At 57.1% G+C, this 25,813-nt stretch carries 28 protein-coding genes; 17 read left to right on the top strand and 11 right to left on the bottom strand.

Features of this window, described 5'->3' with window-relative positions; genetic code table 11:
* The 4 genes from ACA048_RS28530 to ACA048_RS28515 all read left to right on the top strand — a co-directional run bounded on the left by ACA048_RS28530 (position 1) and on the right by ACA048_RS28515 (position 4,712).
* A complete protein-coding gene (locus ACA048_RS28530; protein ID WP_497627229.1) occupies positions 1 to 1,233 on the top strand; it encodes an ATP-grasp domain-containing protein in 1,233 nt (410 codons plus the stop codon).
* Between the two features lie 85 nt (positions 1,234 to 1,318).
* The gene (locus ACA048_RS28525; RefSeq protein WP_497627228.1) at positions 1,319 to 2,581 is read left to right on the top strand and encodes a cation:proton antiporter; all 1,263 of its coding nucleotides are present in this window, start codon (positions 1,319 to 1,321) and stop codon (positions 2,579 to 2,581) included.
* 81 nt (positions 2,582 to 2,662) lie between these two features.
* Positions 2,663 to 3,517: an EamA family transporter gene (locus tag ACA048_RS28520; RefSeq protein ID WP_497629943.1), complete on the top strand. Its 855-nt coding sequence runs from the start codon at positions 2,663 to 2,665 to the stop codon at positions 3,515 to 3,517.
* A gap of 286 nt (positions 3,518 to 3,803) precedes the next feature.
* Complete coding sequence (locus ACA048_RS28515) at positions 3,804 to 4,712, top strand: LysR family transcriptional regulator (RefSeq protein ID WP_497627227.1); 909 nt, start codon at positions 3,804 to 3,806, stop codon at positions 4,710 to 4,712.
* A gap of 80 nt (positions 4,713 to 4,792) precedes the next feature.
* Here the strand turns inward: ACA048_RS28515 and ACA048_RS28510 are convergent, their stop codons facing one another.
* On the bottom strand, positions 4,793 to 5,053 hold the full coding sequence (locus ACA048_RS28510; protein WP_497627226.1) for an accessory factor UbiK family protein: 261 nt from the start codon (positions 5,051 to 5,053) through the stop codon (positions 4,793 to 4,795).
* Positions 5,054 to 5,174: 121 nt separating this feature from the next.
* Here ACA048_RS28510 and tnpB point away from each other — a divergent pair, with 121 nt between their 5' ends.
* From tnpB to sutA, 6 genes are all read left to right on the top strand, one after another.
* Positions 5,175 to 5,534 (top strand): IS66 family insertion sequence element accessory protein TnpB, encoded by a 360-nt coding sequence (tnpB, locus tag ACA048_RS28505; protein ID WP_024647222.1) that lies wholly within the window; start codon positions 5,175 to 5,177, stop codon positions 5,532 to 5,534.
* Between the two features lie 18 nt (positions 5,535 to 5,552).
* A complete protein-coding gene (gene tnpC, locus ACA048_RS28500) occupies positions 5,553 to 7,085 on the top strand; it encodes an IS66 family transposase (RefSeq protein ID WP_497370897.1) in 1,533 nt (510 codons plus the stop codon).
* 437 nt (positions 7,086 to 7,522) lie between these two features.
* Positions 7,523 to 7,861, top strand: coding sequence for a P-II family nitrogen regulator (glnK, locus tag ACA048_RS28495; RefSeq protein ID WP_002555808.1), 339 nt, complete (start codon positions 7,523 to 7,525; stop codon positions 7,859 to 7,861).
* A gap of 36 nt (positions 7,862 to 7,897) precedes the next feature.
* Positions 7,898 to 9,235, top strand: a complete 1,338-nt coding sequence (locus ACA048_RS28490; protein WP_157711851.1) for an ammonium transporter — start codon at positions 7,898 to 7,900, stop codon at positions 9,233 to 9,235.
* Between the two features lie 213 nt (positions 9,236 to 9,448).
* Entirely contained in the window at positions 9,449 to 9,874 is a 426-nt protein-coding gene (locus tag ACA048_RS28485) for a secondary thiamine-phosphate synthase enzyme YjbQ (RefSeq protein ID WP_497627225.1), read from the top strand.
* A gap of 101 nt (positions 9,875 to 9,975) precedes the next feature.
* Positions 9,976 to 10,296 (top strand): dormancy-specific transcriptional regulator SutA, encoded by a 321-nt coding sequence (gene sutA, locus ACA048_RS28480; protein ID WP_497627224.1) that lies wholly within the window; start codon positions 9,976 to 9,978, stop codon positions 10,294 to 10,296.
* A 229-nt stretch (positions 10,297 to 10,525) separates the two neighbouring features.
* On the opposite strand, the gene ACA048_RS28475 is transcribed toward sutA, so the two are convergent.
* From ACA048_RS28475 to lptM, 6 genes are read right to left on the bottom strand one after another with little or no spacing between them, the layout of a single operon-like run.
* On the bottom strand, positions 10,526 to 11,230 hold the full coding sequence (locus tag ACA048_RS28475; protein ID WP_497627223.1) for an HAD family hydrolase: 705 nt from the start codon (positions 11,228 to 11,230) through the stop codon (positions 10,526 to 10,528).
* Positions 11,227 to 12,126 (bottom strand): tyrosine recombinase XerC, encoded by a 900-nt coding sequence (xerC, locus tag ACA048_RS28470; RefSeq protein WP_497627222.1) that lies wholly within the window; start codon positions 12,124 to 12,126, stop codon positions 11,227 to 11,229. The genes ACA048_RS28475 and xerC overlap by 4 nt, the downstream gene beginning before the upstream one ends.
* A gap of 2 nt (positions 12,127 to 12,128) precedes the next feature.
* Positions 12,129 to 12,854, bottom strand: coding sequence for a DUF484 family protein (locus tag ACA048_RS28465; protein ID WP_497627221.1), 726 nt, complete (start codon positions 12,852 to 12,854; stop codon positions 12,129 to 12,131).
* Positions 12,855 to 12,867: 13 nt separating this feature from the next.
* Positions 12,868 to 13,698, bottom strand: coding sequence for a diaminopimelate epimerase (gene dapF, locus ACA048_RS28460; protein WP_223517754.1), 831 nt, complete (start codon positions 13,696 to 13,698; stop codon positions 12,868 to 12,870).
* A gap of 4 nt (positions 13,699 to 13,702) precedes the next feature.
* Complete coding sequence (lysA, locus tag ACA048_RS28455; RefSeq protein WP_497627220.1) at positions 13,703 to 14,950, bottom strand: diaminopimelate decarboxylase; 1,248 nt, start codon at positions 14,948 to 14,950, stop codon at positions 13,703 to 13,705.
* Between the two features lie 9 nt (positions 14,951 to 14,959).
* Positions 14,960 to 15,145, bottom strand: a complete 186-nt coding sequence (gene lptM, locus ACA048_RS28450) for an LPS translocon maturation chaperone LptM (protein ID WP_223517756.1) — start codon at positions 15,143 to 15,145, stop codon at positions 14,960 to 14,962.
* 330 nt (positions 15,146 to 15,475) lie between these two features.
* Here lptM and cyaY point away from each other — a divergent pair, with 330 nt between their 5' ends.
* From cyaY to rnk, 3 genes are all read left to right on the top strand, one after another.
* Entirely contained in the window at positions 15,476 to 15,808 is a 333-nt protein-coding gene (cyaY, locus tag ACA048_RS28445) for an iron donor protein CyaY (RefSeq protein WP_449645363.1), read from the top strand.
* 4 nt (positions 15,809 to 15,812) lie between these two features.
* Complete coding sequence (locus ACA048_RS28440; RefSeq protein WP_497627219.1) at positions 15,813 to 16,031, top strand: DUF1289 domain-containing protein; 219 nt, start codon at positions 15,813 to 15,815, stop codon at positions 16,029 to 16,031.
* Between the two features lie 175 nt (positions 16,032 to 16,206).
* The gene (gene rnk / locus ACA048_RS28435; RefSeq protein ID WP_497627218.1) at positions 16,207 to 16,617 is read left to right on the top strand and encodes a nucleoside diphosphate kinase regulator; all 411 of its coding nucleotides are present in this window, start codon (positions 16,207 to 16,209) and stop codon (positions 16,615 to 16,617) included.
* Between the two features lie 6 nt (positions 16,618 to 16,623).
* Here rnk and ACA048_RS28430 read toward each other — a convergent pair whose 3' ends face one another.
* The 3 genes from ACA048_RS28430 to ACA048_RS28420 form a co-directional block, all read right to left on the bottom strand.
* Positions 16,624 to 19,467, bottom strand: a complete 2,844-nt coding sequence (locus ACA048_RS28430; protein ID WP_497627217.1) for a class I adenylate cyclase — start codon at positions 19,465 to 19,467, stop codon at positions 16,624 to 16,626.
* 192 nt (positions 19,468 to 19,659) lie between these two features.
* Positions 19,660 to 19,905 (bottom strand): TIGR02647 family protein, encoded by a 246-nt coding sequence (locus ACA048_RS28425; RefSeq protein WP_223517767.1) that lies wholly within the window; start codon positions 19,903 to 19,905, stop codon positions 19,660 to 19,662.
* Positions 19,906 to 20,141: 236 nt separating this feature from the next.
* Positions 20,142 to 20,426 carry a hypothetical protein gene (locus tag ACA048_RS28420; RefSeq protein ID WP_007894899.1) on the bottom strand — a complete coding sequence of 95 codons (285 nt, stop codon included), beginning with the start codon at positions 20,424 to 20,426 and terminating at the stop codon, positions 20,142 to 20,144.
* A 124-nt stretch (positions 20,427 to 20,550) separates the two neighbouring features.
* Here ACA048_RS28420 and ACA048_RS28415 point away from each other — a divergent pair, with 124 nt between their 5' ends.
* Positions 20,551 to 21,210, top strand: a complete 660-nt coding sequence (locus ACA048_RS28415) for a glutathione S-transferase family protein (protein ID WP_497627216.1) — start codon at positions 20,551 to 20,553, stop codon at positions 21,208 to 21,210.
* 159 nt (positions 21,211 to 21,369) lie between these two features.
* On the opposite strand, the gene argH is transcribed toward ACA048_RS28415, so the two are convergent.
* Positions 21,370 to 22,764 carry an argininosuccinate lyase gene (argH, locus tag ACA048_RS28410; protein ID WP_310262298.1) on the bottom strand — a complete coding sequence of 465 codons (1,395 nt, stop codon included), beginning with the start codon at positions 22,762 to 22,764 and terminating at the stop codon, positions 21,370 to 21,372.
* A gap of 459 nt (positions 22,765 to 23,223) precedes the next feature.
* On the opposite strand from argH, the gene ACA048_RS28405 reads away from it, so the two are divergent.
* The 3 genes from ACA048_RS28405 to ACA048_RS28395 all read left to right on the top strand — a co-directional run bounded on the left by ACA048_RS28405 (position 23,224) and on the right by ACA048_RS28395 (position 25,812).
* Entirely contained in the window at positions 23,224 to 23,970 is a 747-nt protein-coding gene (locus ACA048_RS28405; RefSeq protein WP_046032227.1) for a LytR/AlgR family response regulator transcription factor, read from the top strand.
* 136 nt (positions 23,971 to 24,106) lie between these two features.
* Positions 24,107 to 25,048, top strand: a complete 942-nt coding sequence (gene hemC / locus ACA048_RS28400) for a hydroxymethylbilane synthase (RefSeq protein ID WP_497627215.1) — start codon at positions 24,107 to 24,109, stop codon at positions 25,046 to 25,048.
* Positions 25,045 to 25,812, top strand: a complete 768-nt coding sequence (locus tag ACA048_RS28395; protein ID WP_497627214.1) for a uroporphyrinogen-III synthase — start codon at positions 25,045 to 25,047, stop codon at positions 25,810 to 25,812. The genes hemC and ACA048_RS28395 overlap by 4 nt, the downstream gene beginning before the upstream one ends.
* Position 25,813 lies beyond the last annotated feature (1 nt).

Here is a 25,813-nt window from a genome sequence, read left to right as displayed (position 1 = left end):
ATGACCCCAGCTCCAGCTATTGTCGTAATTGATCCGGTGAGCTCCGGCCGCCGCTATGGTCGTGAGATTTCGAAGAAAGGATTTCGCTCAATTGCCCTTACGACTCGCGACAGGTTCCCTGGCATGCTTCATCGCCTGCACAGTTGTGAGGGGTTTTCGGAATCCATTAAGGCTTATGATTTTGATGAAGCTGTGGAAAAGCTTTCCGACTACAACATCAAGGCGATCATTCCTGGTTCGGATTCAGCACTTAAACTCGTTGATCGACTTGCGCAGCACTTCGCTCTGGTCGGTAATCCGGTGGCTACGCGGCAGGCGAGAACCAACAAGTTTGCGATGAAGCGGCAACTCGGATTACTCGGGGTTCCCGCTACTCAATCCACCCTAATGTCTCTCGATCAAATGCTTAACGGTGAGTTGTTGACACTGGATTTCCCTGCAGTGGTCAAACCCAGCCAAGGCACCGGCAGTAAAAATGTGAAGGTTTGCCATACTCGAAGTGACGTTTACAAGGCGCTGGCGGCTATCGAGTCCGCGAATGAAGGACATGTGGATGAGGAGCGGGGAGCACTGATTGAAGAGTTTATTGAGGGTCCTGAATACTTTATCGCCACGGCGAATTATGGAAAAAATAGGAAGAAGCAGATTCTGTGCTTCGCGGAATACGAGAAAATCAGTGTCGGCAACAACCCCAGCGTCTACAAAAACATTCGATCCCTTCCGCCCTTGAGCGAAAAAGCTATTGAGGCTTTTGCCTATATCAGCCAGGTGAACGAAGCGCTAGAGGCCGATTTCGGGATCAATGATGTTGAGTTCAAAATCAACGATAAGGGTCACTTCATTATTGAGCAAAATGGGCGTTTGCCGGGCGCCAATGTACCTTCCCTTGTGGAAGCGTGTACCGGGCTTAACTGTTACAGCTTGAATCTGGATATTTTTCTGGGGCAGATGACGGATGATTTTCGTGATGTCGATTATGCAAAGCACTTTTGTATCTGTTGCCTGATCAATACCCAACCAGGGGAAATCAATTCGATCGCAGGGCTGGAAGCTGTCACAAGGCTCTCATCTGTGCACGATATAAATATATTGGTGAAGGAGGGGGAATATATTCAGGATACTCAGGATTTCCTGTCGACCTGGGGGTTTGTCTACCTTGTCCATGAGGACGCCAAAGTTCTTGCCGAACATTCCAGGCTTGTTCATCAAACCCTACGCTTGCACTACACCTGATCCGAGGGCGGCCTCATGATACAGCCGCATGCGTTGTGTTACGTCGAATAAACAAAGTAGTAAAGCATATCTTGAGGTAGAGTTTATGTCGCACTGGATGCTTCAGGTTTGTCTAATTTTGGCTGTATCACTATTGCTCGGTCGAGTGGCTGAAAGGCTCGGCCAGAGCCGTGTAATTGGTGAAATTGCAGCGGGTCTGCTGTTAGGACCTTCTGTACTGGGAGCGCTATTTCCGAATCTTACAGGGTTTTTGTTTTTCGCAGAATCGTTGAGTAACTTGAAAGTTCTAGCGGAATTAGGGTTGGTGCTTTTGATGTTTGAAATTGCCTGGCACGTGCCTTCTCAACGATCCGGTCATCTACCAGCGGCGAAATTCATTCCGATCACCATCGCCCTGTTCGGGATGCTTTCATCATTTTTGATTGGTTGTGTGATAGCTATATTATCTAAACAGGATTTGGCTCCTGACCAAGAACTCTGGTCTTACGTGCTTTTTTGCGGACTGGCATTATCGGTCACCGCGCTCCCTGTATTAGTGCGGATTATTGCGGATGCCAAAAATATCAGCGTTGCCTCCGCTTCATACGCGCTTTCATCCGCTATTTATACGGATGTCTTTGCATGGCTGGGTGTGGCCCTCTTGGTAGCGTTCCATTCGATGGGGGCGAATGACGTGCTGGACTCTATAGTCAATACATTACTGTTGATCAGCTTCTTTCTGTTTTCCTTCTATGTCATGCGTCCATTGTTGACGGGTTTGCAGCATATGACCTCTGCAAGTGGCAGTCGCATGAAGTTGTCCATTGCGTTCTGCTACTGCCTGGTTAGTTCTGAGATTACCGCGCGTCTCGGCTTTCACCACGCCATCGGAGCTATAGTAGCCGCGTATGTTTTTTGTAAAGTTCCAGGGCTTGAACAAAATTGGGGGAGCGTGATTGGTCGATTCTCTGGAACATTTTTGACGCCTTTGTTTTTTGCGTACTCTGGACTTCAAGCATCATTCGGTTCTTTTTCAGAAAGCATTATATGGGGATGGTTGGCGTTGTTTGTTTTGGGCGGTTTTCTGGGAAAAATTGGGGGTGCCTATTTGGGAGGGCGGATATGCGGACTTACACCGACAACGGCTATGGAAGTTGGAGTGCTGATGAATACCAAGGGACTCGTTGAACTGGTGGTGCTGAGTATAGGTCTTGAACTGGGTATTTTGTCAGCAACTACGTACAGCGTTTTATTGATACTTGCGTTGTTTTCCACAGTTATGACCATGCCATTATTAACGATGTGGATGCAACGATCATCCAAGTCGATAGATATACCAATTGCAAGTAGTGGCGAGTCAAAAATTTGACTTTTTTATTGGATTCAGTCTATTTTGCAACCATACAAAAAATGGATCCAATAAAAAGGGACGATTGCTGTGGACATATTGATGGGCTTTGTTGCTGCGTTATTTTGGGGCGGAACAGACTTTCTCGTTGGGTTGAATGCCCGAGCCGTTGGGGTAAAAAGAGCCGTTTTTTTCGGGCAAGCCTTGGGTTTTATCTTGATGAGCGCTCTGCTGCTGCTGTACCCGGCCTATCTCATTAAGTCGTTGTCTGCTCCTCTGCAAGTGTGGCTATTAGGCTGCGTTGCTGCCATTTTTACGGTCGCCGGAGCTCTCGCGCTCTCAAAGGCTTTTGCATTGGGTAAGGCAGCAATTGTCGCACCGATCGTCACCTCTTACGGAGTATTCACTACCGCACTGGCCTGGGCCAGTGGCGATGTAATGGTGCTAAGTCAACTTCTTGGGATTGCGGTTTGCGTTGTAGGAGTACTTCTGACAAGTGCTCATGGCAATGCTGACGGTCAAGTTAAACGTCAAAACAAGGCTTCAATAGTTTATGGTTTGCTCGCAGCACTTTTGTATGGCGCAAGTTTTTGGATTCAGGGTAAATACACGCTGCCGACGTTAGGTCCGATAACCATGCTGTGGTTGGGCTACGCGGTGGGATTATTTATCTTGTTCATCCTGGTATTAAAAGTAGAGTCTGGGCTGAACTTACCCTCTGTAAAAAGCCTCGGCACGCTAACGAGCGCCAGCTTATTAAATCTTGGTGGATTTACAGCGTTTTCATTCGGGGCTATCAACGGTTCGGTTTCAGTGGTAACTGTAATCAGTACTTTGTCAGGAGGTATCGCGGCTGTATTGGGGTATTTATTCTTTAAGGAGAGACTTGGTTCGATTCAGGTGGCTGGGATTGTTCTAGTTCTGATAGGTGCGATAATTCTCCATCTGTTTCACTGACTTTTTCAAGGGGGCAGGTAAATGTTCGTGCAAGTGTAATTTGATAATAAGCAAGCTTCGAAGGGCTTGCGAGAAGTAGGTTTTTATTCCACTTCTTAATAGCCTGCAAGAGGGGTTCAAAGCGCAAATTTAATAAAATGACAACGGCCAAAGTGGCCGTATTGTCAGGTGAGCTGTGTATTCATATCGCTAGCTGTCTATAGTTATGGCTGATTACGAGTGCGTTGTTCACGAGTTTTCAGTCCACGAATAATAATCATCTTCCTTAAGGATTGAGAATAACTATATGCATAAGGGTCATATTGAGATGCTCCCCTACATGGCGGCGTTTGCGGTCGTCGTAGAAACGGGTAGTTTTATTGATGCCTCAACCAAATTGGGGTTGTCGGCTTCAGCCGTGAGCCGTCAAATTTCAAAGCTGGAACGTGCACTGTCATTGCGTTTGTTGGAGCGTAGTACTCGACAGTTGAAAGTCAATGAAGATGGTGCCAAGATCTACTCTCATTGCAAAGCATTGTTGCACTCGTCATCCAGAGTGTTTGAGTTGAAGGATGAATTGGCGCGTCCGCAAGGTCTGATAAGGATATCAGCTCCGAAAATCATGAATAATATTTGCAATCAACTGATGCCCGAGTTTTTGCGAAAGTATCCCGACATCAATGTCAATTTTATATTTGATAACGCAGAGATTAATCTTATTTCTAATGAGATTGATCTGTGCATCAGAATTACCGACTCTCCGCCGTTGGGTTTGATTGGTCGGAAACTATTTAATGTAGGTTATACGCTTTGCGCTTCACCCGATTATATTGCTGAATATGGCATTCCGCTGCATCCGGCGGACTTGGCGGACCACAGTTGCATCGTCATGGCAGAGGACTCCAGCGGAGAAAAGTGGAAGTTTATAAACGATGTAGAAAGGTTTCAGATCAGTGTAAAAGGGCGTTACTGTTCAAATGACAGTGAAGCCGTTCTTGAGGCAACCCTGCGAGATCTTGGCATCGCCTGTTTACCTGTTGCCGTGGCTGATCAGGCTATCAAAGAGAAAAGGTTGCACTGCGTGTTGCCGGATTGGAGCTATGTAGGGCCTTCACAGGGCATGGCCTGGTTGCTCTATCAACAGAACAAGCACGGGTCTCAAAAACTAAAAGCCATAGTCGACTATTTACTCTCCAAACTGTACTGCGTCAGCTGACTATTCCAACTTGCATTCGTCCGGGAACTCCCTTTGTTCCCGGAAACGCAATTCTAAGCATGCAGCACAGTGACATTTTGTTAGTCGGCAGGTGGATTCAGCTTCGCTTCCAGCTCCGCCACCTTGGCCTCAAGACTCTCCAGCCGTGCCCGGGTGCGTGCGAGGACAACCATCTGACTATCAAATTCTTCCCGGCTGACCAGATCGAGCTTGCTGAAGCCGCTCTGCAACAACGCCTTGAACTGGCTTTCGATTTCGCTTTTCGGCAGCGGGGTTTCGCCGCTGAAGAGGCGGGAGGCGGTGCCCGTCAGGGCGTCGAGGAAATCTTTGGGCGCGAGCATGGGAAAGGTCCTGGAAACAATGGCGGGCAGTGTATCGTAACCGCTCCATGAACCCCACATTCAAAGCCGCCAATTGATCCCGGATGCTGTGCTCCCGATTCCTTTCTGGAGCCCATCCGCCATGATGCGACCCGACGCAAAAGTCGAAAAAGTGTATCTGTACCCCAAGCCCGTCGACTTCCGAAAATCCATTGATGGCCTGGCTGCGCTGGTCGAGCTGGACATCAAGGTCGCCGTGTTTGACCCGGTGCTCTTCGTCTTCCTCAACAAACCGCGCAACCGCGTGAAGATTTTGTACTGGGAGCGCAACGGCTTCTGCCTTTGGCTCAAGCGCCTTGAATCTGAGCGATTCAAAACATCGCCCGATGCCACCGACGAGGCGATTGTCCTAACTGTTCAGGAACTCAACTGGATGCTCGACGGTTTCGACCTCTGGCGTAACCGTCCTCATCAGGTTTTGACGCCGCGATTCGTGGCCTGATTCGTTATAATCCAGGGCATGATTTCAATGCCCAAAGATCTTCCTGACGATCCTGCGCTGCTCAAGCAATTGCTAGAGCAAATGCTGCTTGAGCGCGAGTCTAACAAGGGCCGTATTGTTCATCTTGAAGAAGAAAACGCGCTGCTGCGTCAGCGCCTGTTCGGACGCAAGTCCGAACAAACAGCCGATCCGGCCACGCCGCAGTTAGCTCTTTTCAACGAAACTGAAAGCATCGCCGAACCCGTCGGCGAAGACGCTGAAGAAGAGGTCGTCGGTCCAGCCAGGCGTCGCGGTAAACGAAAGCCGCTGCCCGCCGACCTGCCACGTATCGAAGTCATCCACGAACTTCCCGAGGATGAACTGACTTGCGTTTGCGGCTGCCGCAAACACGCCATTGGCGAAGAAGTCAGCGAGCAGCTTGAAATCGTGCCGATGCAGATTCGCGTTATCAAACATGTGCGCAAAGTTTATGGCTGCCGCGATTGTGAGACGGCACCGGTCACTGCGGATAAGCCGGCTCAACTGATTGAAAAAAGCATGGCCAGCCCAAGTGTTCTGGCGATGCTGCTGACCACCAAGTACGTGGACGGTCTGCCGCTTCACCGTTTTGAAAAAGTACTAGGCCGCCACGGCATCGATATTCCGCGCCAGACCCTGGCTCGCTGGGTTATCCAGTGCGGCGAGCACTTCCAGCCGCTGCTGAATTTAATGCGCGATAGCCTGTTGGCCAGCCGTGTCATCCACTGCGATGAAACACGCGTACAGGTGTTGAAAGAGCCTGACCGAGAGCCGAGCAGTCAGTCCTGGATGTGGGTGCAAACCGGCGGCCCGCCAGACAAACCGGTGATCCTTTTCGACTACTCCACCAGCCGAGCGCAGGAGGTGCCGTCGCGCCTGCTCGAAGGTTATCGCGGCTACGTCATGACTGACGATTACGCGGGTTACAACGCGCTGGGAGCACAGGCCGGAGTTGAACGTTTAGGGTGTTGGGCTCACGCACGGCGTAAATTTGTCGAAGCGCAAAAAGTACAGCCCAAGGGCAAGACAGGACGGGCCGACATCGCATTGAAGTTGATCAGCAAACTATATGGCATCGAGATCGCCTACAAACGGAGTGGTGATGAGGCGCGGAAAAGAGGCCGCCAGGAGTTGAGCGCCAGCGTGCTGAGTCAACTGAAAGACTGGATGCTAAAGACGCTGCCGTACGTGACTACACAGAACGCATTGGGCAAAGCCGTCAGCTACTTGGCAAACAACTGGAACAAACTCGAGCGGTACGTCGAGGAAGGTTACTTGCCCATCGACAACAACGCCGCAGAACGTGCAATACGGCCGTTCGTTATCGGAAGAAAAAACTGGTTGTTTAGCGACACGCCAAAAGGGGCGACGGCTAGCGCTCAACTTTACAGCTTGGTCGAGACTGCTAAAGCCAACGGCCAAGAGCCCTATGCGTGGCTGCGCCACGCACTTGAGCGCCTGCCAATGGCGGCTTCGGTGGAAGATTACGAAGCCCTGCTACCTTGGAACTGCGCACCCCAATCTCATAGCTAACCGCACCGCCCACCTTTGACTAGGTGGGTTTTATGGAGCGCTTACAGTGTATCACGCAGTGTCTATAGTCAATTCCGGCGGGTAGCCGGCGCACGCTTTTCGCGCATGGGGACGGACGGCAGCGCACTGTTGTTGTGCGCTAGGTCTCGGGTAATCACGCAGGCTGGCTTGCTGCATTGGCCAAGGGATTGAATTCAGAGGTTTTTGGCGAGATGGCAAGCTTTCTGCTTAGTGACTATCAACCCATGCACTGATGCAGTCGCTGTGACGAATGCAGTGCGCCAGGCGAAACGGGGGAAGTGTTTCGTACGGGGTGGTTAGCTGGGATCGGACGGGCATTCAAGGCCGACGATGCGTTACAAAGCCAGGCACTGCGCTTAGACTTGAGACGGGTTTGTTTTCCTGGGGCAAGTCCACCAATTCGGGAGAGAGTTTTCATGAAGCTAGTCACTGCCATCATCAAGCCGTTCAAACTGGACGACGTGCGCGAGTCGCTGTCCGAGATCGGCGTGCAGGGCATTACTGTTACTGAAGTCAAAGGCTTCGGTCGGCAGAAGGGTCACACCGAGCTGTATCGCGGCGCGGAATACGTGGTCGATTTTCTGCCCAAGGTGAAGATCGATGTCGCCATTGACGACAAGGATCTGGATCGGGTTATCGAGGCGATAACCAAGGCGGCCAACACCGGCAAGATCGGTGACGGCAAGATCTTCGTGGTCAATCTGGAACAGGCGATTCGCATCCGTACCGGCGAAACCGATACCGACGCGATTTAAAGCCGCCACAAACCCAACGCCCCAGGAGAAAACAATATGACTCTGCGTAAATTCGCAGGGCTAGGAGCCCTGTTGTCCCTCGTAATGCCCAGCCTGGCCATGGCGGCAGACGAAGTGGCGGCCCCAGTCCTCAACTCCGGCGACACCGCCTGGATGATGACCTCGACAGCCCTCGTGCTGTTCATGACCATTCCCGGCCTCGCGCTGTTCTACGGCGGCATGGTTCGGTCCAAAAACATTCTTTCCGTGATGATGCAGTGCTTCGCCATTACCGGTCTGATCAGCGTCCTGTGGGTCATTTATGGCTACAGCATCGCGTTCGACACCACCGGCATGGAGCAGGGCGTCGTCAACTTCAACTCGTTCTTCGGTGGCATGGGCAAGGCGTTCCTCGCCGGCATCACGCCAGCCAGCCTGACGGGGCCTGCGGCGCTGTTCCCTGAGGCGGTGTTCGTCACCTTCCAGATGACCTTCGCCATCATTACTCCAGCGTTGATCGTCGGTGCCTTCGCCGAGCGGATGAAGTTCTCCGCCATGCTGATCTTCATGGGCGTGTGGTTCACCCTGGTTTATGCACCGATTGCGCACATGGTCTGGTCCGGTAACGGCGGCCTGTTGTGGGATTGGGGCGTGCTCGATTTCGCTGGTGGCACCGTGGTGCACATCAACGCCGGTGTGGCCGGTCTGATTGCCTGCCTGGTACTGGGCAAGCGCAAAGGCTTCCCGACCACCCCGATGGCCCCGCACAACCTCGGTTACACCTTGATGGGCGCCGCGATGTTGTGGGTCGGCTGGTTCGGCTTCAACGCCGGTTCCGCTGCTGCCGCTAACGGCACCGCCGGCATGGCGATGCTGGTGACCCAGATCGCAACCGCCGCTGCTGCACTGGGCTGGATGTTCGCCGAGTGGATCACTCACGGCAAACCAAGTGCACTGGGTATTGCTTCGGGTGTGGTCGCCGGTCTGGTCGCGATTACTCCAGCCGCTGGCACCGTGGGCCCGATGGGCGCTCTGGTTATCGGCCTGGCAGCGGGCGTGGTGTGCTTCTTCTGCGCCACCACCCTGAAACGCAAACTCGGTTATGACGATTCCCTGGACGCGTTCGGTGTACACGGTATCGGCGGTATTCTTGGCGCGATCCTGACCGGTGTATTCGCTGCACCGTCCCTGGGTGGCTTCGGCACCGTCACCGACATTGCCGCACAAGTCTGGATTCAGTGCAAAGGCGTGGGCTTCACGGTGATCTACACCGCGATCGTCACCTTCATCATTCTCAAAGTCCTGGACGCCGTCATGGGTCTGCGGATCACGGAAGAAGAAGAGGCTGTCGGCATCGACCTGGCACTTCATAACGAACGCGGCTACAACTTATAAGACGCGCATAAAAAACTTGCCCGGCTTGCCGGGCATTTTTTTGTCTGGCGTTTGTCAGTGAAGGAACTGCTGAAAGGTTTTTTCGTACACGTTCAGGGGCGTTTACGACGGGCGTTTTTCTGCGGCCAATGGCTTACATCATTGAAGGAATATTAGGGCCTTTGTTTTTTCCCAGAGCGCGCTAGAATGCGCCCCGAAGGTGCGGAGAACTGTATGTGGCAACAGACTCTGATTACCCTGCGGGCTCGGCCCCGGGGCTTTCATCTGGTAACGGACGAGTTACTCGCCGGCTTGCCTGAACTCAAGGCGTGTCGGGTCGGTCTGTTGCATTTGTGGCTGCAGCATACCTCGGCGTCGTTGACCATCAACGAGAACGCCGATCCGGCGGTACGTCGCGACTTCGAACGATTTTTCAATCGTCTGATCCCACAAGGAACAGACGGCTATGAGCATAACGACGAAGGCCTGGACGACCTCCCGGCGCACTTCAAGTCCAGCGTGCTTGGCTGTCAGCTCAGTTTGCCGATCTCGGCAGGGCGACTGGCGCTGGGGACCTGGCAAGGTGTTTATCTGGGCGAGCACCGTGATTTTGGCGGTGCCCGTAAAGTCCTCGCCACCGTGCACGGTGAAGAGGCATGAACCGCTGGTCACCAGCGGTTATTGAATTTTTCCGGCAACTGTCGACAGACGGTGAAGCTGGGCTATAACTAATCTGCTTTTCGCAAGTCATGAGGTAGAACATGAGCGACGATGATCTGGAAAACGACGACCTCGAAGTAGGCGACGACGAAACCGAAGAAGGTCTGGAAGCGGCGGCCGAAGACGTCGCTGAAGACGATGGTGGTGAAGCGCCCGTTCCGACCGCCAAAGGCAAAGCCAAGGCTGCGGTATCGGTCGATGAGCTGCCGAGCGTTGAAGCCAAGAACAAGGAACGCGATGCTCTCGCGCGGGCCATGGAAGAGTTTTTGGCCAAAGGCGGCAAGGTGCAGGAAGTGGAGGCCAATGTGGTCGCCGATCCTCCCAAGAAGCCTGATAACAAGTACGGCAGCCGGCCTATCTAAGCGTTTGCTCTTGCTTGCTGAAAAAGCCCGCCGTCGCTGCGGGCTTTTTCATGGGCGGAATAAATGTCTTGGGGCCTGACGCAACCCTGTAGGAGCCGAACTGGACCCCAACAAGCTTGCTCGCGATTGCGGTGTGCCAGTCGATATAAATTCTGAATGTTATGCAGCCATCGTCGGAACGCCGCCCGGAGCAAGCTCGGCTCCTATACGGGCGGTGTGTGGATTGCGGTCAGTGCTGGGAGTTCCAGAGGGCCAACAACGCCGGCAATTCAGTCAGGCTGCGAATCTCCGCGTCAGGCTGGCGATCAGCTTCCCACAACTTGCCTTGCGGGTTAAACCAGACCGCCCGCAACCCTGCCTGCTGTGCGCCAGCAATGTCATCCCCCGGATGATCACCGATATGCACGGCCGTTTCCGCCGTCGCCCCACCCCGTTGCAGCGCCTCATGAAACAAACGCGCGTCCGGTTTGGCGATACCGATATCTTCGGCGCACAAGGCAAACTTGAAGTAATCCGCCAGCCCTAACCGGCGTACATCGGCGTTGCCGTTGGTGATCACGCCCAAGGCGTAGTGCTTGGCCAGTGTTATCAGGGTCGGCTCGACTTCGGGGAACACTTCGATCTGATGCCGCGCATGCAAAAACACTTCAAAGCTTTTTTCGGCGAGTTCGGTTGCCTGGCCGTGGTCGTAACCGGCCTCTTCCAGAGCATGGAACAACACCCGACGGCGCAATGCGCTGATGCGATGCTTGAGCCCCGGATCGCTGCTCAGGATCCGCTCCCGAATGGCCCACAAATGCTCTACCGGCACGCCCCCAAGGTTCGGCGCATGCTCGGTCAGCCATTCACGCAGTACGGCTTCGGCGCTGAGGATCACCGGGGCGGTGTCCCACAGGGTGTCGTCGAGGTCGAAGGTGATCAATTGGATGGTCATGAGTCATCGCCCTTAATGCGTTTGGCCCGTGGATGGGCGCTGTCGTAAACCGTGGCCAGGTGCTGGAAGTCCAGGTGGGTGTAGATCTGGGTGGTCTTGATGTCTGAGTGACCGAGCAATTCCTGCACCGCGCGCAAGTCTTGCGAGGATTCCAGCAAGTGGCTGGCAAAGGAGTGCCGCAGCATGTGCGGGTGCAGATTTTGCCCCAGCTCACGCTCGCCAGCAGCCTTGACCCGCACCTGAATGGCTCGTGGGCCGAGGCGCCGGCCTTGCTGACTGACGAACACGGCGTCGTCCGCCGGGTTGGTCATGGCCCGCAGCGGCAACCAGAGTTCCAGTGCTTCGCGCGCTTTTTTGCCGACCGGCAGCAGACGGGTCTTGCTGCCCTTGCCCAGCACTTGAACCATGCCGTCGGCCAGATCCACCTGATCCAGATTGAGCCCGGTCAGCTCCGAAAGACGCAATCCCGAAGAATAGAACAGCTCCAGAATCGCCTGGTCCCGCCGCGCCAGGAAATCATCCTCGACTGCGCCTTCCAGCAGTTGCAGTGCGCGGTCGGTGTCGAGGGTTTTCGGCAGGCGGCGCTCACCCTTGGGCGGTGCCAGGCCATTGGCCGGGTCGTGGTCGCACAGACCTTCGCGATTCAGATAGTGATAAAGCCCGCGCACCGCCGATAGCAACCGCGCCAGGCTGCGGGAAGATTGACCCTGTGAATGCAGGCGAGCGATCAGGCTGCGCAGTCGCTGGATATCCAGTGCGGTCCAGCTGTCGATGTTCTGTTTGACGCACCAGCCCAGCACTTTGTCGAGGTCGCGGCGGTAGGCGTACAGCGTGTGAGGCGACACCTGTCGCTCACTGCGCAGGTGTTCGCAGTAAGCGTCCAGTTGCCGTTCCATGCTCAGCGGACCGAGCGCAGGGAGCTGTTGACCCGTGGCAGCACGCGGCCCATGACTTCGGCGATGTAGCTCAGGAACAAGGTGCCGACCGAGCTTTTGTAGTGCTGCGGATCACGGCTGGCGATGGCCAGGATGCCGTGAATGCCTTGATGGCTGATCGCGACGACGGCGGTGGAGCCGATTTGCTTGCGCTGTTCTTCGCCGAACAGGAAGTCCAGTTCGTGTTCACGCAGGCTGCCGCTGACGCTTTTGTCCTCCGTAAGCAAGCCGCCGATGGCCGTTTGAGCCTCGGCGTGAGTGACCCAGCGACCCACCGGCATCGGGTTGTCACCCAGCAGGATCAGGCTGACAAAGGGCACCTGAAAGTCCTGGCGCAAGCTGTCTTCGACGCTGATCACCACGTCTTCCAGGCTGGTGGCGTCCATCAGCGCGAGAATCAGGCGGCGGGTCTTGTCGAAGAGTCGGTCGTTGTCGCGGGCCACGTCCATCAAGTGCGAGAGGCGATGACGCAGCTCGATGTTGCGGTCGCGCAGGATGGTCATTTGGCGTTCGACCAACGAAACGGTATCGCCGCGTCGGTGCGGAATGCGCATGGCCGGGAGCAGTTCTTCGTGGTCGATGAAGAAATCCGGATGAGCCTCCAGGTACGCGGCAATCGCCGCCGCCTCAAGGCTTTCGCAAGGGGATTCGTCGGGTTGCAGGACGGGAACCTGGGGCTTGTCGGTCATGGATTTCGCTCACTCAAAGACGCACTTGTCCTTCATATACGCGTACTGCCGGGCCGGTCATCATCACCGGTTGGCCAGGGCCTGCCCACTCAATGGACAAGCGCCCGCCAGGCAGGTCGATCAATAGCGGCGAATCCATCCACCCCTGGCTGATCGCGGCCACTGCGGCTGCACACGCACCGGTTCCGCACGCTTGGGTTTCCCCAGCGCCACGTTCCCAGACGCGCAACTGTGCACGGCTCCGGTCGATGACCTGGAGAAAACCGACATTGACCCGCGCCGGGAAGCGCGGGTGGTGTTCGATTTTCGGACCCAGTTCATGCACCGGTGCGTTGTTGATGTCGCTGACCCGCAGCACGGCATGGGGGTTGCCCATGGACACGGCGGCCAGTTCGACCGGGGTGCCATCGACGTCAACCGGATAACTCAGCGCCTGTTCCGGGGCAACAAACGGAATGTCGGCCGGCACCAGGCGCGGTGCGCCCATGTTGACGCTGATCTGGCCGTCGCTACGCACATCGAGTTCGATGATGCCGCTTTTGGTTTCGACGCGAATCTGCCGTTTTGCGGTCAGGCGTTTGTCGAGTACGAAGCGGGCGAAACAGCGCGCACCGTTGCCGCACTGTTCCACTTCGGAACCGTCGGAGTTGAAGATCCGATAACGGAAATCCACGTCCGGGTTGCTCGGCGCTTCGACGATCAGCAACTGGTCGAAACCGATACCCGTGTGCCGATCGCCCCATTGCTTGGCGTGCTTGGGCAGGATGTGCGCGTGCTGGCTGACCAGGTCGAGGACCATGAAGTCATTGCCCAGGCCGTGCATCTTGGTAAAACGCAGCAGCATGGGGTTACTCCGGCAGCAGGCTTTCGCCAGCAAACAACTCGGCTACCGTCTCACGGCGACGCACTTCAATTGCCTGATCACCGTCCACCAACACTTCAGCGGCGCGGCCGCGGGTGTTGTAGTTGGAACTCATGACAAACCCATAGGCGCCAGCCGAATGCACGGCCAGCAGGTCGCCTTCTTCCAGGGCCAGCTGACGGTCCTTGGCCAGAAAGTCGCCGGTTTCGCAGATAGGGCCGACGATGTCGTAGGAACGCGCCGCCGTATCACGCGGGCGCACAGCGGTGACGTCCATCCAGGCCTGATATAGCGCCGGGCGGATCAAGTCGTTCATGGCCGCGTCGACGATGGCGAAGTCTTTGTGTTCGGTGTGCTTGAGGTATTCGACCTGCGTCAGCAGCACGCCGGCGTTGGCCACGATGAAGCGACCCGGTTCAAACACCAGCGCCAGGTCACGCCCGTCGAGACGCTCGCGCACAGCCTTGATGTAGTCGCCAGCCAATGGCGGCTCTTCATCACGGTAACGCACGCCCAAACCACCACCGAGATCGATGTGGCGCAGGTAGATGCCGCAATCGCCGAGGCGGTCGACCAGGCCCAGCAGGCGGTCGAGGGCATCGATGAACGGTGGCAAGGTAGTCAGTTGCGAGCCGATGTGGCAATCGACGCCGACGATTTCCAGGTTCGGCAGCTGCGCGGCACGGATGTACACGTCTTCCGCGTCAGCAATGGCGATGCCGAACTTGTTCTCTTTGAGACCGGTGGAAATGTACGGGTGCGTGCCGGCATCAACGTCCGGGTTCACGCGCAGCGAGATCGGCGCGCGAACACCCAGCTCGGCGGCAACCACTTGCAGGCGTTCCAGCTCATCGGTGGATTCGACGTTGAAGCAGTGCACGCCGACTTCCAGGGCGCGACGCATGTCGTCACGGGTCTTGCCGACACCGGAGAACACGATCTTGTCAGCGCTGCCGCCAGCGGCCAGAACACGCTCCAGCTCGCCACGGGAGACGATGTCAAAACCGGCGCCCAATCGCGCCAGGACATTCAGCACACCCAGGTTGGAGTTGGCCTTGACTGCAAAGCAAACCAGATGCGGCATGCCGGCCAGTGCATCGGCGTATGCCAGATACTGAGCTTCGATGTGCGCGCGGGAGTAGACGTAGGTCGGTGTGCCGAAACGTTCGGCGATGGCAGACAGGGCCACACCTTCCGCGAACAGCTCACCGCCACGGTAATTAAAAGCGTCCATGTCGTTCCCTTATTGGTAGACGTCGTGCTTGTGTGCTTTGGATGCAGGCTGCTGTTGCGAGGACTTGGCCTGCTCGACAGGGTCCAGGTTTTCGTCTGGCAGATACAGCGGGCCTTTTTGACCACAGGCCGATAATAAGCAGGCAAAAGCGACGAGCGAGGCGAGCGCAGCAAAGGACGAGATCAGGCGCTTCATGGCGAAATCCTTGAAAATGCGTTAATTGCGCCGGAGTATACCGGCCACCCGACAGCTTGCCTATGCGATGGGGCTCCCGTCCGGCGGGGCTTGGCTGAGGCCAGCGGGCCCGGTGCAATCCCTGTGGAGCAGGCTTGCCCGCGAAAGCGGTGGCTCAGTCAACATAGATATTGAATCTACCGGCCTCTTCGCGGGCAAGTCGGGTCGCCGCATCGCCGCTCCTGCAGGTGTACCTATATCGGCCCTTGATCGTTATCCTTTGCAATCACCGGGGCTCGCCCGTATCTTGCGGCGCTTGAGCGTGAACAGACACTTTTTGAGGTTGCCGCAATGAGTTTGACCGAAGCCCGTTTCCACGATCTGGTCGATGCCACCCAGCAGACGCTGGAGGATATTTTCGACGAGTGTGACCTGGATATCGATCTGGAGAGCTCGGCCGGTGTGCTCACCGTCAAGTTCGAAAGCGGCAGCCAGTTGATCTTCAGTCGTCAGGAACCGCTGCGTCAGCTGTGGCTGGCGGCCGTATCCGGCGGCTTCCACTTCGACTACGACGAAGAGAGCAAGCGTTGGATGTGCGACAAGAGCGATGAGCAACTGGGTGAAATGCTGGAGCGCATCGTCAAGCAGCAAGCCGACGTCGAACTCGATTTCGAAGGCCTGTGAGATCGTGACCCGGCCTGCGCCCGGCCGCGCGCCTAAACCGCTCTACAGCAATGTCAGCCCGGCGGTGCCGTCGCCGTGCAGCGGTGTGTGCCGGCTGGATGAGCAGAAGGTCTGCCTGGGGTGTTTTCGCCATGTCGAAGACATCCGTGAATGGCGTTCGGCGGATGATGAGCGGCGGCGCGTGATTTGTGCGCAGGCCTCACAGCGCAAAACCTTGGCATAGTTGCTTTTGTGGCAAGCCCCCTCGCCACAAGGTGCTGGTCGGGCCTGACTTGTATATTTATTGAGCTGTGATAGTGTCCAGAAACGCCTCAACCCATCGAGGCTCCGTGAAAACCCCGTCTTTTTCTGGCGGGGTTTTGCTTTTTCTGTGCAGAAGAAAGGAGTCTGCCTCAATCATGTCCGCACCTTCCATCACCCTTACTCGTCTGGACGTGCAACGTCTGGAGCGCCTGATCGACAGCCTGGATGACACGCTGCCGGGCGTTATCGCGCTGCAAACCGAACTGGATCGCGCCGATACCGTGGTCGGTCACGACGAAGTGCCTGCCGATGTCGTGACCATGAACTCCCGTGTGCATTGCCGTGAAGAAAGCAGTGGCAAGGACTATCACCTGACTCTGGTTTATCCCAAGGATGCCAACGCCGACGAAGGCAGGATTTCCATTCTGGCGCCGGTCGGCAGTGCACTGCTGGGTCTCAAGGTTGGCCAGCACATCGACTGGCCGGCACCGGGCGGCAAGACCCTCAAGCTGGCGTTGCTGGAAGTCGAATCACAACCTGCCCATGGCGGCGACTTCCCGGAATAACGCCCCTCAGACCTGTTCGAGCGCCTCGTTCAACGAGCGCTCCAGGTCGGCCTTGTAGCGCAGGTACAGATTGCTGGAATTCTGACCGTCACCGATCAGGCCCGAAAGATCCAGGTCGGTGATGTAGCAGCGATAGCGTTCGGTTTCGCGACGCTGCTCGACGATTTCTTGCGCGACCACGCTGAACAGTTGGTCGCCATGTTCCAGCTCTGAAAACTCTCGCTGATTGCAATACAACGTCACCTGCACCTTGCCCGGCGCGGCTTTGCCGATGATCGCCTGCACGTCGTAGAACGGTTTGTTGACTGGCGTTTGCGGCGCTGGCCGTGATTCGACCCGACGCGCGCGCCCGAGACCGGAAGGCAGCAGTTGGTAGTACAGCGTGTCCAGGCTCAGGGGCTGCACAGTGTCCATCGGCAACAAGGCATCGCGCCGGTACTGGATCGATTGCAGGAAACGTTGCAGCGGCACCAACAGACTTTGTTCGTCGTGATAGGGCAAGCGTTGTTGCCATAGCGCATTGAATTCATCCAGAACGTAGAGGTCGGCCTGATCCTCGTTGATTCTGTAGAACACCTGAATGCACTCGGGCTGGCCCATCGGCAGGATCAGTGCGAGGTCGTGGTCTTCCAGCGCCATCGGGTCCAGGTGCAGCGGGCTGTACCCTGCCAGTTCCTCCCCCAGGTAATCGATCAGTGCCGGCAAGGTGGCGATGGCGACGTGATGTACCTGGCCCGGCACCAACTCCAGCACGTGATAGTGCTGTTGGACCTGTATCAGGTAGCGGTGATTGAGATTGCTCAGTAGCAGGTTCTGCGCGGTGTCGATCACCTCTTCAACCCGTCGGGCAATGAACTGCGCACGGTTATGGCAGAAGCAGCGAACCCGCAATTTGGGTTGTTGTGGCCCGCTCGGCAGATTGTTGAGGTAAGCGCTCAGGCAGTCGAGCAATGCGTGAGGGCCGTCGTAGCGGCTGACCAGCACTTCGTTCCAGCTGTTGAGCGTGACCTGGTCCAGCGTCAGCACCAGGTTTTCGCGGACCCCTGCATAGCTCAGGGAGTCGGTGCGTTCGGTGGTCATCAGGATGTTCAAGTCGCGATGGTGCTTGAGCGGATCGACGCCGACGTTCACCAGAATCAACACCTCGCTCGGTACGCTGGCGCGCAGCAAAGGCTCCTCTGCGACGGTAGACAGGGGCAGCGCGATGCTCTGTTGCAGGCTGCCGAGCAGGTTGAACAGTTCGAACTCGCTCAGGTCGCTATTGCCGGGGTGCAGGGCGAGTCGGGTGCTGCTGTCGATCACGCCATTGCGGTGGCACCAGGTCAGGAGTTCCAGTAATTGGCGGCTGCGCTTGATCGGCGCGAAATGCTCCCACTCCTGAGCGGTCAGGCTGCCGTTGTACAAACCCCATTGGGTTTGCCCCGGCTCTTTCCTGTTGGGCACCTGCACCAGCGTCAGCGTGTCTTCGGCCAGGTCCGGGGCGATGCCCGGGTTGATGAATTCGACCTTGTCGGCCTTGCGCTCAAAAGCCGCATACAGCCGTCGACCCAACACGTTGAGGTCGCGTTTGTTGATCAGGCTTACGGTGCGTTCAGTGCGGGCGAACTGGGTCAGGAAGCGGTAGCTGTTATTCAGTTCGTTGACCAGGGCGCGGCGTTCGGCGCTGACCTGGCGCACTTTCCATTGGCTGCGGCTATCGAGTAGCGCCAGTTGCCGCTGATCCCAGCCCCATTCCTGAGCCAGCCGCTCGAGCAATGAGCGTTGCCAGCTTTGAGTGCGGCTGTTGCCAGTGAGTTTGCGATTGACCTTCAGGTACAGCGCGCGGCGCACCAATTCCAGCCGTTCCGGTTCGCCCCGTGCCATGAGGTATTCCTCGATGCGCCGGTAGACCACGATGTAAGGGTCAAGCTCGTCGAGGTCCGGTTGATTGGCGAACACGGCTTGCTTGAAGCGCAGGCTCAGGCAATGAACCTTCGGGTGTTCGCTGGCGTAGACCTCGGTCAGCAGCAGTTTGAGCACCGACTTGTAGGGCGACTCGATGCCCTTGAACAACTGCCAGAGCCCGGCGCCGATGAATTCGCCGGGAGGAATGTAGGCCAGATGCCCCAGATCCAGGCTTTCATCGGCACGAATGAAGCGTTTGGACAGGAGCGTGTGGGTATATCGGTCGTAGGCTGATTCTTCGTAGACCGGCACTAGCCACCAGATAGGTGTGCGGCCCGCCAGCCAGATGGCGGTGCGGTAGAACTCGTCCAGCAGCAAGTAGTGCTGGGTGGTGCCGCAGTCTTCGGAACTCAACTGGGAGTCGCGCTCGCCAAGCACGAAGCGCGTCGGGTCGATCAGGAAGAAATGCGCCTCGGCACCCTGACTGGCAGCCCAGATCTCCAGTAGCTGGCACTTTTTACGCAGCTCAGTGAGTTCGCTTTCGCTGAGGTCCGGCGCATGACAGACCCAAACGTCCATGTCGCTTTGATCGGCTTGAGCCAACGTGCCAAGGCTGCCCATAAGGAACAGGCCGTGGATCGGTCGCGGCGGATTGCTGCCGTGGCGCGGTTTGTAAGAGAACGAGCGGGTCAGGCGTTGCGCTTCAGCGAGGGCATTGGCATCAGGCTCGAAGTTCGACAGCCCGGCTGGCGTGCTGCCGGAAACATACCCTGGCAATAACGGATGATTAACGTGGAAAAACAGCGGTAGCAGCGTCAGTACTGTTTGCTGGCGGGTCGACAACCCTTCCATGGCCCGGGCCATACGAGCTTCATTGAGCTTTAGAAAGCGTGCGCGCAGTTGGCTGAGAACCTTGCGGTCGATTCCCTCGTCCAGATCAGGGCGGATTTCATGGGTGCGGGTCATGTCAGCTCAAACCGGCTCGCGAGGCTCGGAAGTGGGGTCGGCGGATGAGGGGCAGTTTAGCGCCTCGGGCCTGGCACTTTTAATCTGAATTTGGATTTTGACGTCAGATTTATATCGCGGGTCAACGGCGGGTCACCGGGTTTGCCCGCGGAAATCCCGTCGCTGGGGTTTCCGTGGGCGATGCGGTGAACTTCAGGCAGTTTCTTCGACGCTCAGGATGGTCAGCACTGTTTGCACATTTTGCGCGGCGTCACGCCCCAGGCTGGTCAGATAACCGCCATCGGGCTGGTCGATCAGGTCTTTTTCGAAAAGGCGTTTGGCAGCGGCGATGTGTTTCGGGGCAGCGGTCTGATGAATTTTCAAACCTTCCTGGGAACTGTCCAGGTTGAAGAGTGCGAGGACTTCCAGTTCGGCAACCAACTCAGGGGTAAGCGACATAAGGACTCCAGACTTTCTAGGAATTGGACGACAGCGCCCCTAAGGTGAGCCCACTTGTGCGGCATGTCCAGTGCCTGCATCAGGGTTTTTTCACCTCGGGAAGCATTCCCCGGCGGGTGGTGCGGCAGCGGGGTGCTGTAGGAGCAAGGCTTGCCCGCGATTGTCGCACCGCGATCCGTCAGATGAATCGTGTCATCGTTCATCGCGGGCAAGCCTTGCTCCTACCGACTGCTTGCTTACTTCTTTTCCGGCGGCAGTTCCGGCAGCGCGCGCAGCGCCGTTTCGTACCATTCGGTATTGAACGCGCGGTCTTCTTCGAGGATCGCGTCGATTTCTACCGCCAGCACATGCGCCATCAAATTGAGGATTTCTTCACGCTCGTAACCGACCAGTGTCAGCTTGTTGAAGGTCGCCTTGGCAGCCGGCGGGTTGTCGCTTTCGATCTGGTTTTCGATGGCTTCGATCAGGGTGTTCTCGGCGAACTCTTCTTCGTCGATTTCGATATCAGTTGGCTCGCTCATGGCAGGCTCCTCAAGTTAAGGCGGCCAGTTTACCTGCATTCAGCGCTGTGATGCTGCTGGCAAGAATCGCTTCGGCGTTCTATAAAACAGGACTGCCAACCCCGCACGGCCTGGAGGCTTTGTGATGCTCAAGCTTTATGGATTTTCCGTCAGCAACTACTACAACATGGTGAAACTGGCGCTGCTGGAGAAGGGACTGCCGTTCGAAGAAGTGCCGTTTTACGGTGGCACCACCCCGGAAGCCTTGGCGATCAGCCCGCGCGGCAAGGTGCCTGTGCTGCGCACCGAGCAAGGTTTTATCAATGAAACGGCGGTGATTCTCGAATACATCGAGCAGAGCCAGAAAGGTACGCCGCTGTTGCCAAGCGATCCTTTCGAGCGTGCACAGGTGTTGGCGCTGGCCAAGGAAATCGAGTTGTACATCGAGTTACCGGGACGCATGTGCTACGGCGAGGCGTTTTTTGGCATGCAGGTGCCGGAGGCGATCAAGGAAAGGACCAAAGCCGAGTTGCTGCTAGGGTTTGCCTCGTTGGCCCGGCACGGCAAGTTCGCCCCTTATGTGGCGGGCGAAAGCCTGAGCATTGCCGACATTTATTTCTTATATAGCGTGCCGTTGGCGTGTGCGGTGGGGCAGAAACTGTTTGGCCTGGATTTGTTGGCTGAGATGCCAGAGGCCAGGGCGTTGCTGGAGCGTCTGGGAGAAAATCCGAATGTGCAGCGGATTGCGGCGGACAAGGAAGCGGCGATGCCAGAGTTTATGGCGATGATCGCGTCCAAAAAGTAGGTTTTTTGGTGTTTGTAAGATCGCCTTCGCGAGCAAGTCGAATCGTCGCACCGCCGCTCCCACACTCGAGCTCCAGTGTTCACGAATTATGTGTTCACCATAGGTCAAATGTGGGAGCGGCGGTGCGACGATTCGACTTGCTCGCGAAGCTGTTAGCTTTTAGCGGCTGGCGAGTAACGCCTGGCCGCGAACCACTGCCTGCTTGACCTGCGCCGGCGCAGTGCCGCCGATATGGTCACGGGCATTGACCGAGCCTTCCAGCGTCAGCACGGCAAACACGTCCTGATCAATCTGGTCGCTGAATTTACGCAGCTCTTCCAGGCTCATTTCCGCCAGGTCCTTACCGCTTTCCACGCCGTACTTCACGGCATGGCCAACGATTTCGTGGCAGTCACGGAACGGCAGGCCACGGCGCACCAGGTAGTCGGCCAGGTCAGTGGCGGTGGAGAAGCCGCGCAGCGCCGCTTCGCGCATCATCGCGTGCTTGGGTTTTATCGCCGGGATCATGTCGGCAAAGGCTCGCAGCGAGTCGCGCAAGGTATCAGCGGCGTCGAACAGCGGCTCTTTGTCTTCCTGGTTGTCCTTGTTGTAGGCCAACGGCTGGCCCTTCATCAAGGTCAGCAAGCCCATCAGTGCGCCAAAGACGCGGCCGGATTTGCCGCGAACCAGTTCCGGCACGTCCGGGTTTTTCTTTTGCGGCATGATCGAGCTGCCGGTGCAGAAACGGTCTGGCAGATCGATGAACTGGAACTGCGCGCTGGTCCACAGCACCAGCTCTTCGGAGAAGCGCGACAAGTGCATCATCGCGATGCTGGCTGCCGAGCAGAACTCAATAGCGAAGTCACGATCGGACACGTTGTCCAGCGAGTTGCCGCCGACGGCGTCGAAGCCCAGCAGCTGCGCGGTGTATTCGCGGTCGATCGGGTAGGTGGTACCGGCGAGCGCGGCGCTGCCCAATGGCATGCGGTTGGTGCGCTTGCGGCAGTCGACCAGGCGCTCGTAGTCGCGGCTGAGCATTTCGAACCAGGCCAGCATGTGGTGCCCGAAGGTCACGGGCTGCGCGGTTTGCAGGTGGGTGAAACCGGGCATGATGCTGCCGGCTTCGCGCTCGGCCTGCTCCAGCAAGCCTTTTTGCAGGCGGGTAATTTCGCCCAGGATCAGGTCGATCTCGTCGCGCAGCCACAGGCGAATGTCGGTGGCAACCTGGTCGTTTCGACTGCGGCCGGTGTGCAGCTTCTTACCGGTGACGCCGATGCGATCGGTCAGGCGCGCCTCGATGTTCATGTGCACGTCTTCGAGGTCGATGCGCCAGTCGAACTGGCCGGCCTCGATTTCCCCCTGGATGGTGTTCAGGCCATCGATGATGCTGTCGCGCTCGGCATCGGTCAGCACGCCGACCTTGGCCAGCATGGTGGCGTGGGCGATCGAGCCCATGATGTCGTGGCGATACAGGCGCTGGTCGAAAGTGACGGAGGCGGTGAAGCGTGCGACGAAGGCGTCGACGGGTTCACTGAAGCGGCCGCCCCAGGACTGATTGGTCTTGTCAGTGCTCATGAATTCGCTCGTATCGGCTGGAGAAAAGTGACGTTGAAAGCTGTCGCGGATAATAACAGGGTTGCCAATCCTGTCGCTGACACTGGTCGATACGTTTTTTTCTTACAGCGCGGTCCATACTCAAGGTGAGCCTTCGGGAAATTGCGCAACGATATTTTTCAATTGAGCAATAACGTCCCGGCAACCGTCTACAGTTGGACAGTAGGATCAGCGCACTTCCTGGTGCGACCACTGACTATAAGAAGAGGGGGTGTTCATATTGTGTATCGGCAAACCCTACGGCGATCCCTCGCCAACGCGGGCCAGAGCCTCCAAACACGCGGCAGTTGAAAATTTAGCCGCCGATCTTGCGGCACTTTTTGGCCCTCGCGCTAGTCTTAGCGTGGATCGCGGTGACGGACGTCACTTCACCTGTCTACGCTATCCTTGTGCGAGACTCACGCAGGAATCCAGCGCAATATGAATGTCCTGATCGTTGATGACGAACCCCTGGCCCGCGAGCGCCTGAGCCGAATGGTCGGCGAACTCGAGGGATACAGTGTCCTGGAACCCAGCGCCACGAACGGCGAAGAGGCGTTGGCACTGATCGACAGCCACAAGCCGGATATCGTGCTGCTCGATATCCGCATGCCAGGCCTTGACGGTCTGCAAGTGGCTGCGCGGTTGTGTGAACGCGAAACTCCGCCCGCGGTGGTGTTTTGTGCAGGACCCGATGAATTTGCCGTGGAAGCCTTACAGGCCAGCGCCGTAGGCTATGTGGTGAAACCTGTGCGTACTGAACATCTTCACGAAGCATTAAAGAAGGCTGAGCGCCCCAATCGTCTCCAACTCGCCGCCCTGACTCGTCCCGCCGCCGAAAGCGGCAGCGGTCCACGCAGCCACATCAGTGCGCGAACCCGAAAGGGGATCGAGCTGATCCCCCTGGATCAAGTGGTCTACTTCATTGCCGATCACAAATACGTGACCCTGCGCCACGAAGGCGGCGAAGTGTTACTGGATGAGCCACTCAAGGCCCTTGAGGATGAGTTTGGCGACCGATTCGTGCGTATCCACCGCAACGCTCTGGTCGCCCGAGAGCGCATCGAACGCCTGCAGCGCACGCCTCTGGGGCATTTCCAGTTGTTCCTTAAAGGCTTGAACGGTGACGCATTGATCGTCAGCCGACGCCATGTGGCCGGCGTGCGCAAAATGATGCAGCAGCTTTAAACCGCCATTCGCCGGCGAATTTACACCCGCTTGCAGGACGTCAAGGCCAGGGAGGCCACGCAGTTTCTGATACAAGTCAAAGTGGATTTGGCTGAGCTGTTATTATCCGCCGTATCTATTCAGTACGGATTGATCCATGTCCACTCGCGAAATCCGCATCGCCACCCGCAAAAGTGCCCTGGCCCTATGGCAGGCCGAGTACGTAAAAGCCCGTCTGGAAGAGGCCCATCCCGGTCTGCTCGTGACGTTGGTGCCCATGGTCAGTCGCGGCGACAAGCTGCTGGACTCGCCGCTGTCGAAAATCGGCGGTAAGGGCCTGTTCGTCAAAGAACTGGAAACCGCGTTGCTGGACAACGAAGCCGACATCGCTGTGCACTCCATGAAAGATGTACCGATGGACTTCCCCGAAGGCCTCGGCCTGTTTTGCATCTGCGAGCGTGAAGACCCGCGCGATGCTTTCGTTTCCAACACCTTCGCCAGCCTGGATGAGTTGCCGCCAGGCAGCATCGTCGGCACCTCCAGCCTGCGTCGTCAGGCACAGTTGCTGACCCGCCGTCCGGATCTGGAAATCCGTTTTCTGCGCGGCAACGTCAATACGCGCCTGGCCAAGCTCGATGCTGGTGAATACGACGCCATCATCCTCGCCGCCGCTGGCCTGATTCGTCTGGGCTTTGAAGACCGCATTACGTCGGCGATCAGCGTTGACGACAGCTTGCCGGCCGGTGGCCAAGGCGCAGTCGGTATCGAATGCCGCACGGCGGACAGCGAAATTCATGCCTTGTTGGCGCCTTTGCATCATCAGGACACCGCCACTCGCGTGACCGCCGAACGTGCACTTAACAAACATTTGAATGGCGGTTGCCAGGTACCGATCGCCTGCTACGCCGTGCTGGAAGGCGAGCAGGTCTGGTTGCGTGGTCTGGTCGGTGATCCAAGTGGTGGTCTGTTGCTGAGTGCCGAGGCCCGCGCGCCACGCGCCGACGTCGAATCCTTGGGCATACAAGTGGCCGAAGACCTTTTGAGCCAGGGCGCTGACGATATTCTGAAAGCGGTTTATGGCGAGGCAGGTCACGAGTGACGGGTTGGCGCTTGCTGCTGACGCGCCCTGCGGATGAGTCGGCGGCACTGAGCGATGTTCTTGCGCAAGCGGGGATATTCAGCAGCAGCTTGCCGCTTTTGGAAATCGAGCCGATTCCAGTCTCTGACACAATGTGCGCGACGATTCAGAGCCTGGACCGTTTTTGCGCGGTGATCGTGGTCAGTAAACCCGCGGCCCGAATCGGCGTCGAGCTGGTCAACCGGCATTGGCCGCAACCCCCTGCGCTGAAGTGGTTCAGTGTGGGCGCCGCCACCGCGCAAATCCTTGAAGACGGCGGGCTGGACGTGACCAGTCCAGCCGAAGGTGATGATAGCGAAGCATTGCTTGAGCTTGCGCAGTTGCGCGAGGCTATCACCCGGCCCGATCCGCGAGTGTTGATCATGCGTGGGGAGGGCGGGCGCGAACTCCTGGCTGAGCGTTTACGCGAGCTTGGTGCTAGTGTCGAGTATCTGGAGTTGTACCGCCGCGGCCTGCCTTACTACCCACCGGCGGCACTGCATGACCGGATCGAAGCGGAACGCTTGAACGGGCTGGTGGTCAGCAGTGGGCAAGGTTTCGAGCACCTGCATCAACTGGCCGGCGCTGCCTGGCCACAATTGGCGCGGTTGCCGTTGTTTGTTCCAAGCCCCAGGGTCGCCGAGCTGGCACGTGCTGCCGGGGCCCAAACAGTTGTGGATTGTCGCGGCGCCAGTGCCGCGGCTTTGCTGACGGCGTTACGGGAGCATCCCGAACCCGTTCTCTAAC

This window comes from Pseudomonas sp. LBUM1659, from assembly GCF_059716045.1.
This window is presented reverse-complemented; position numbering and strand designations above follow the sequence as displayed.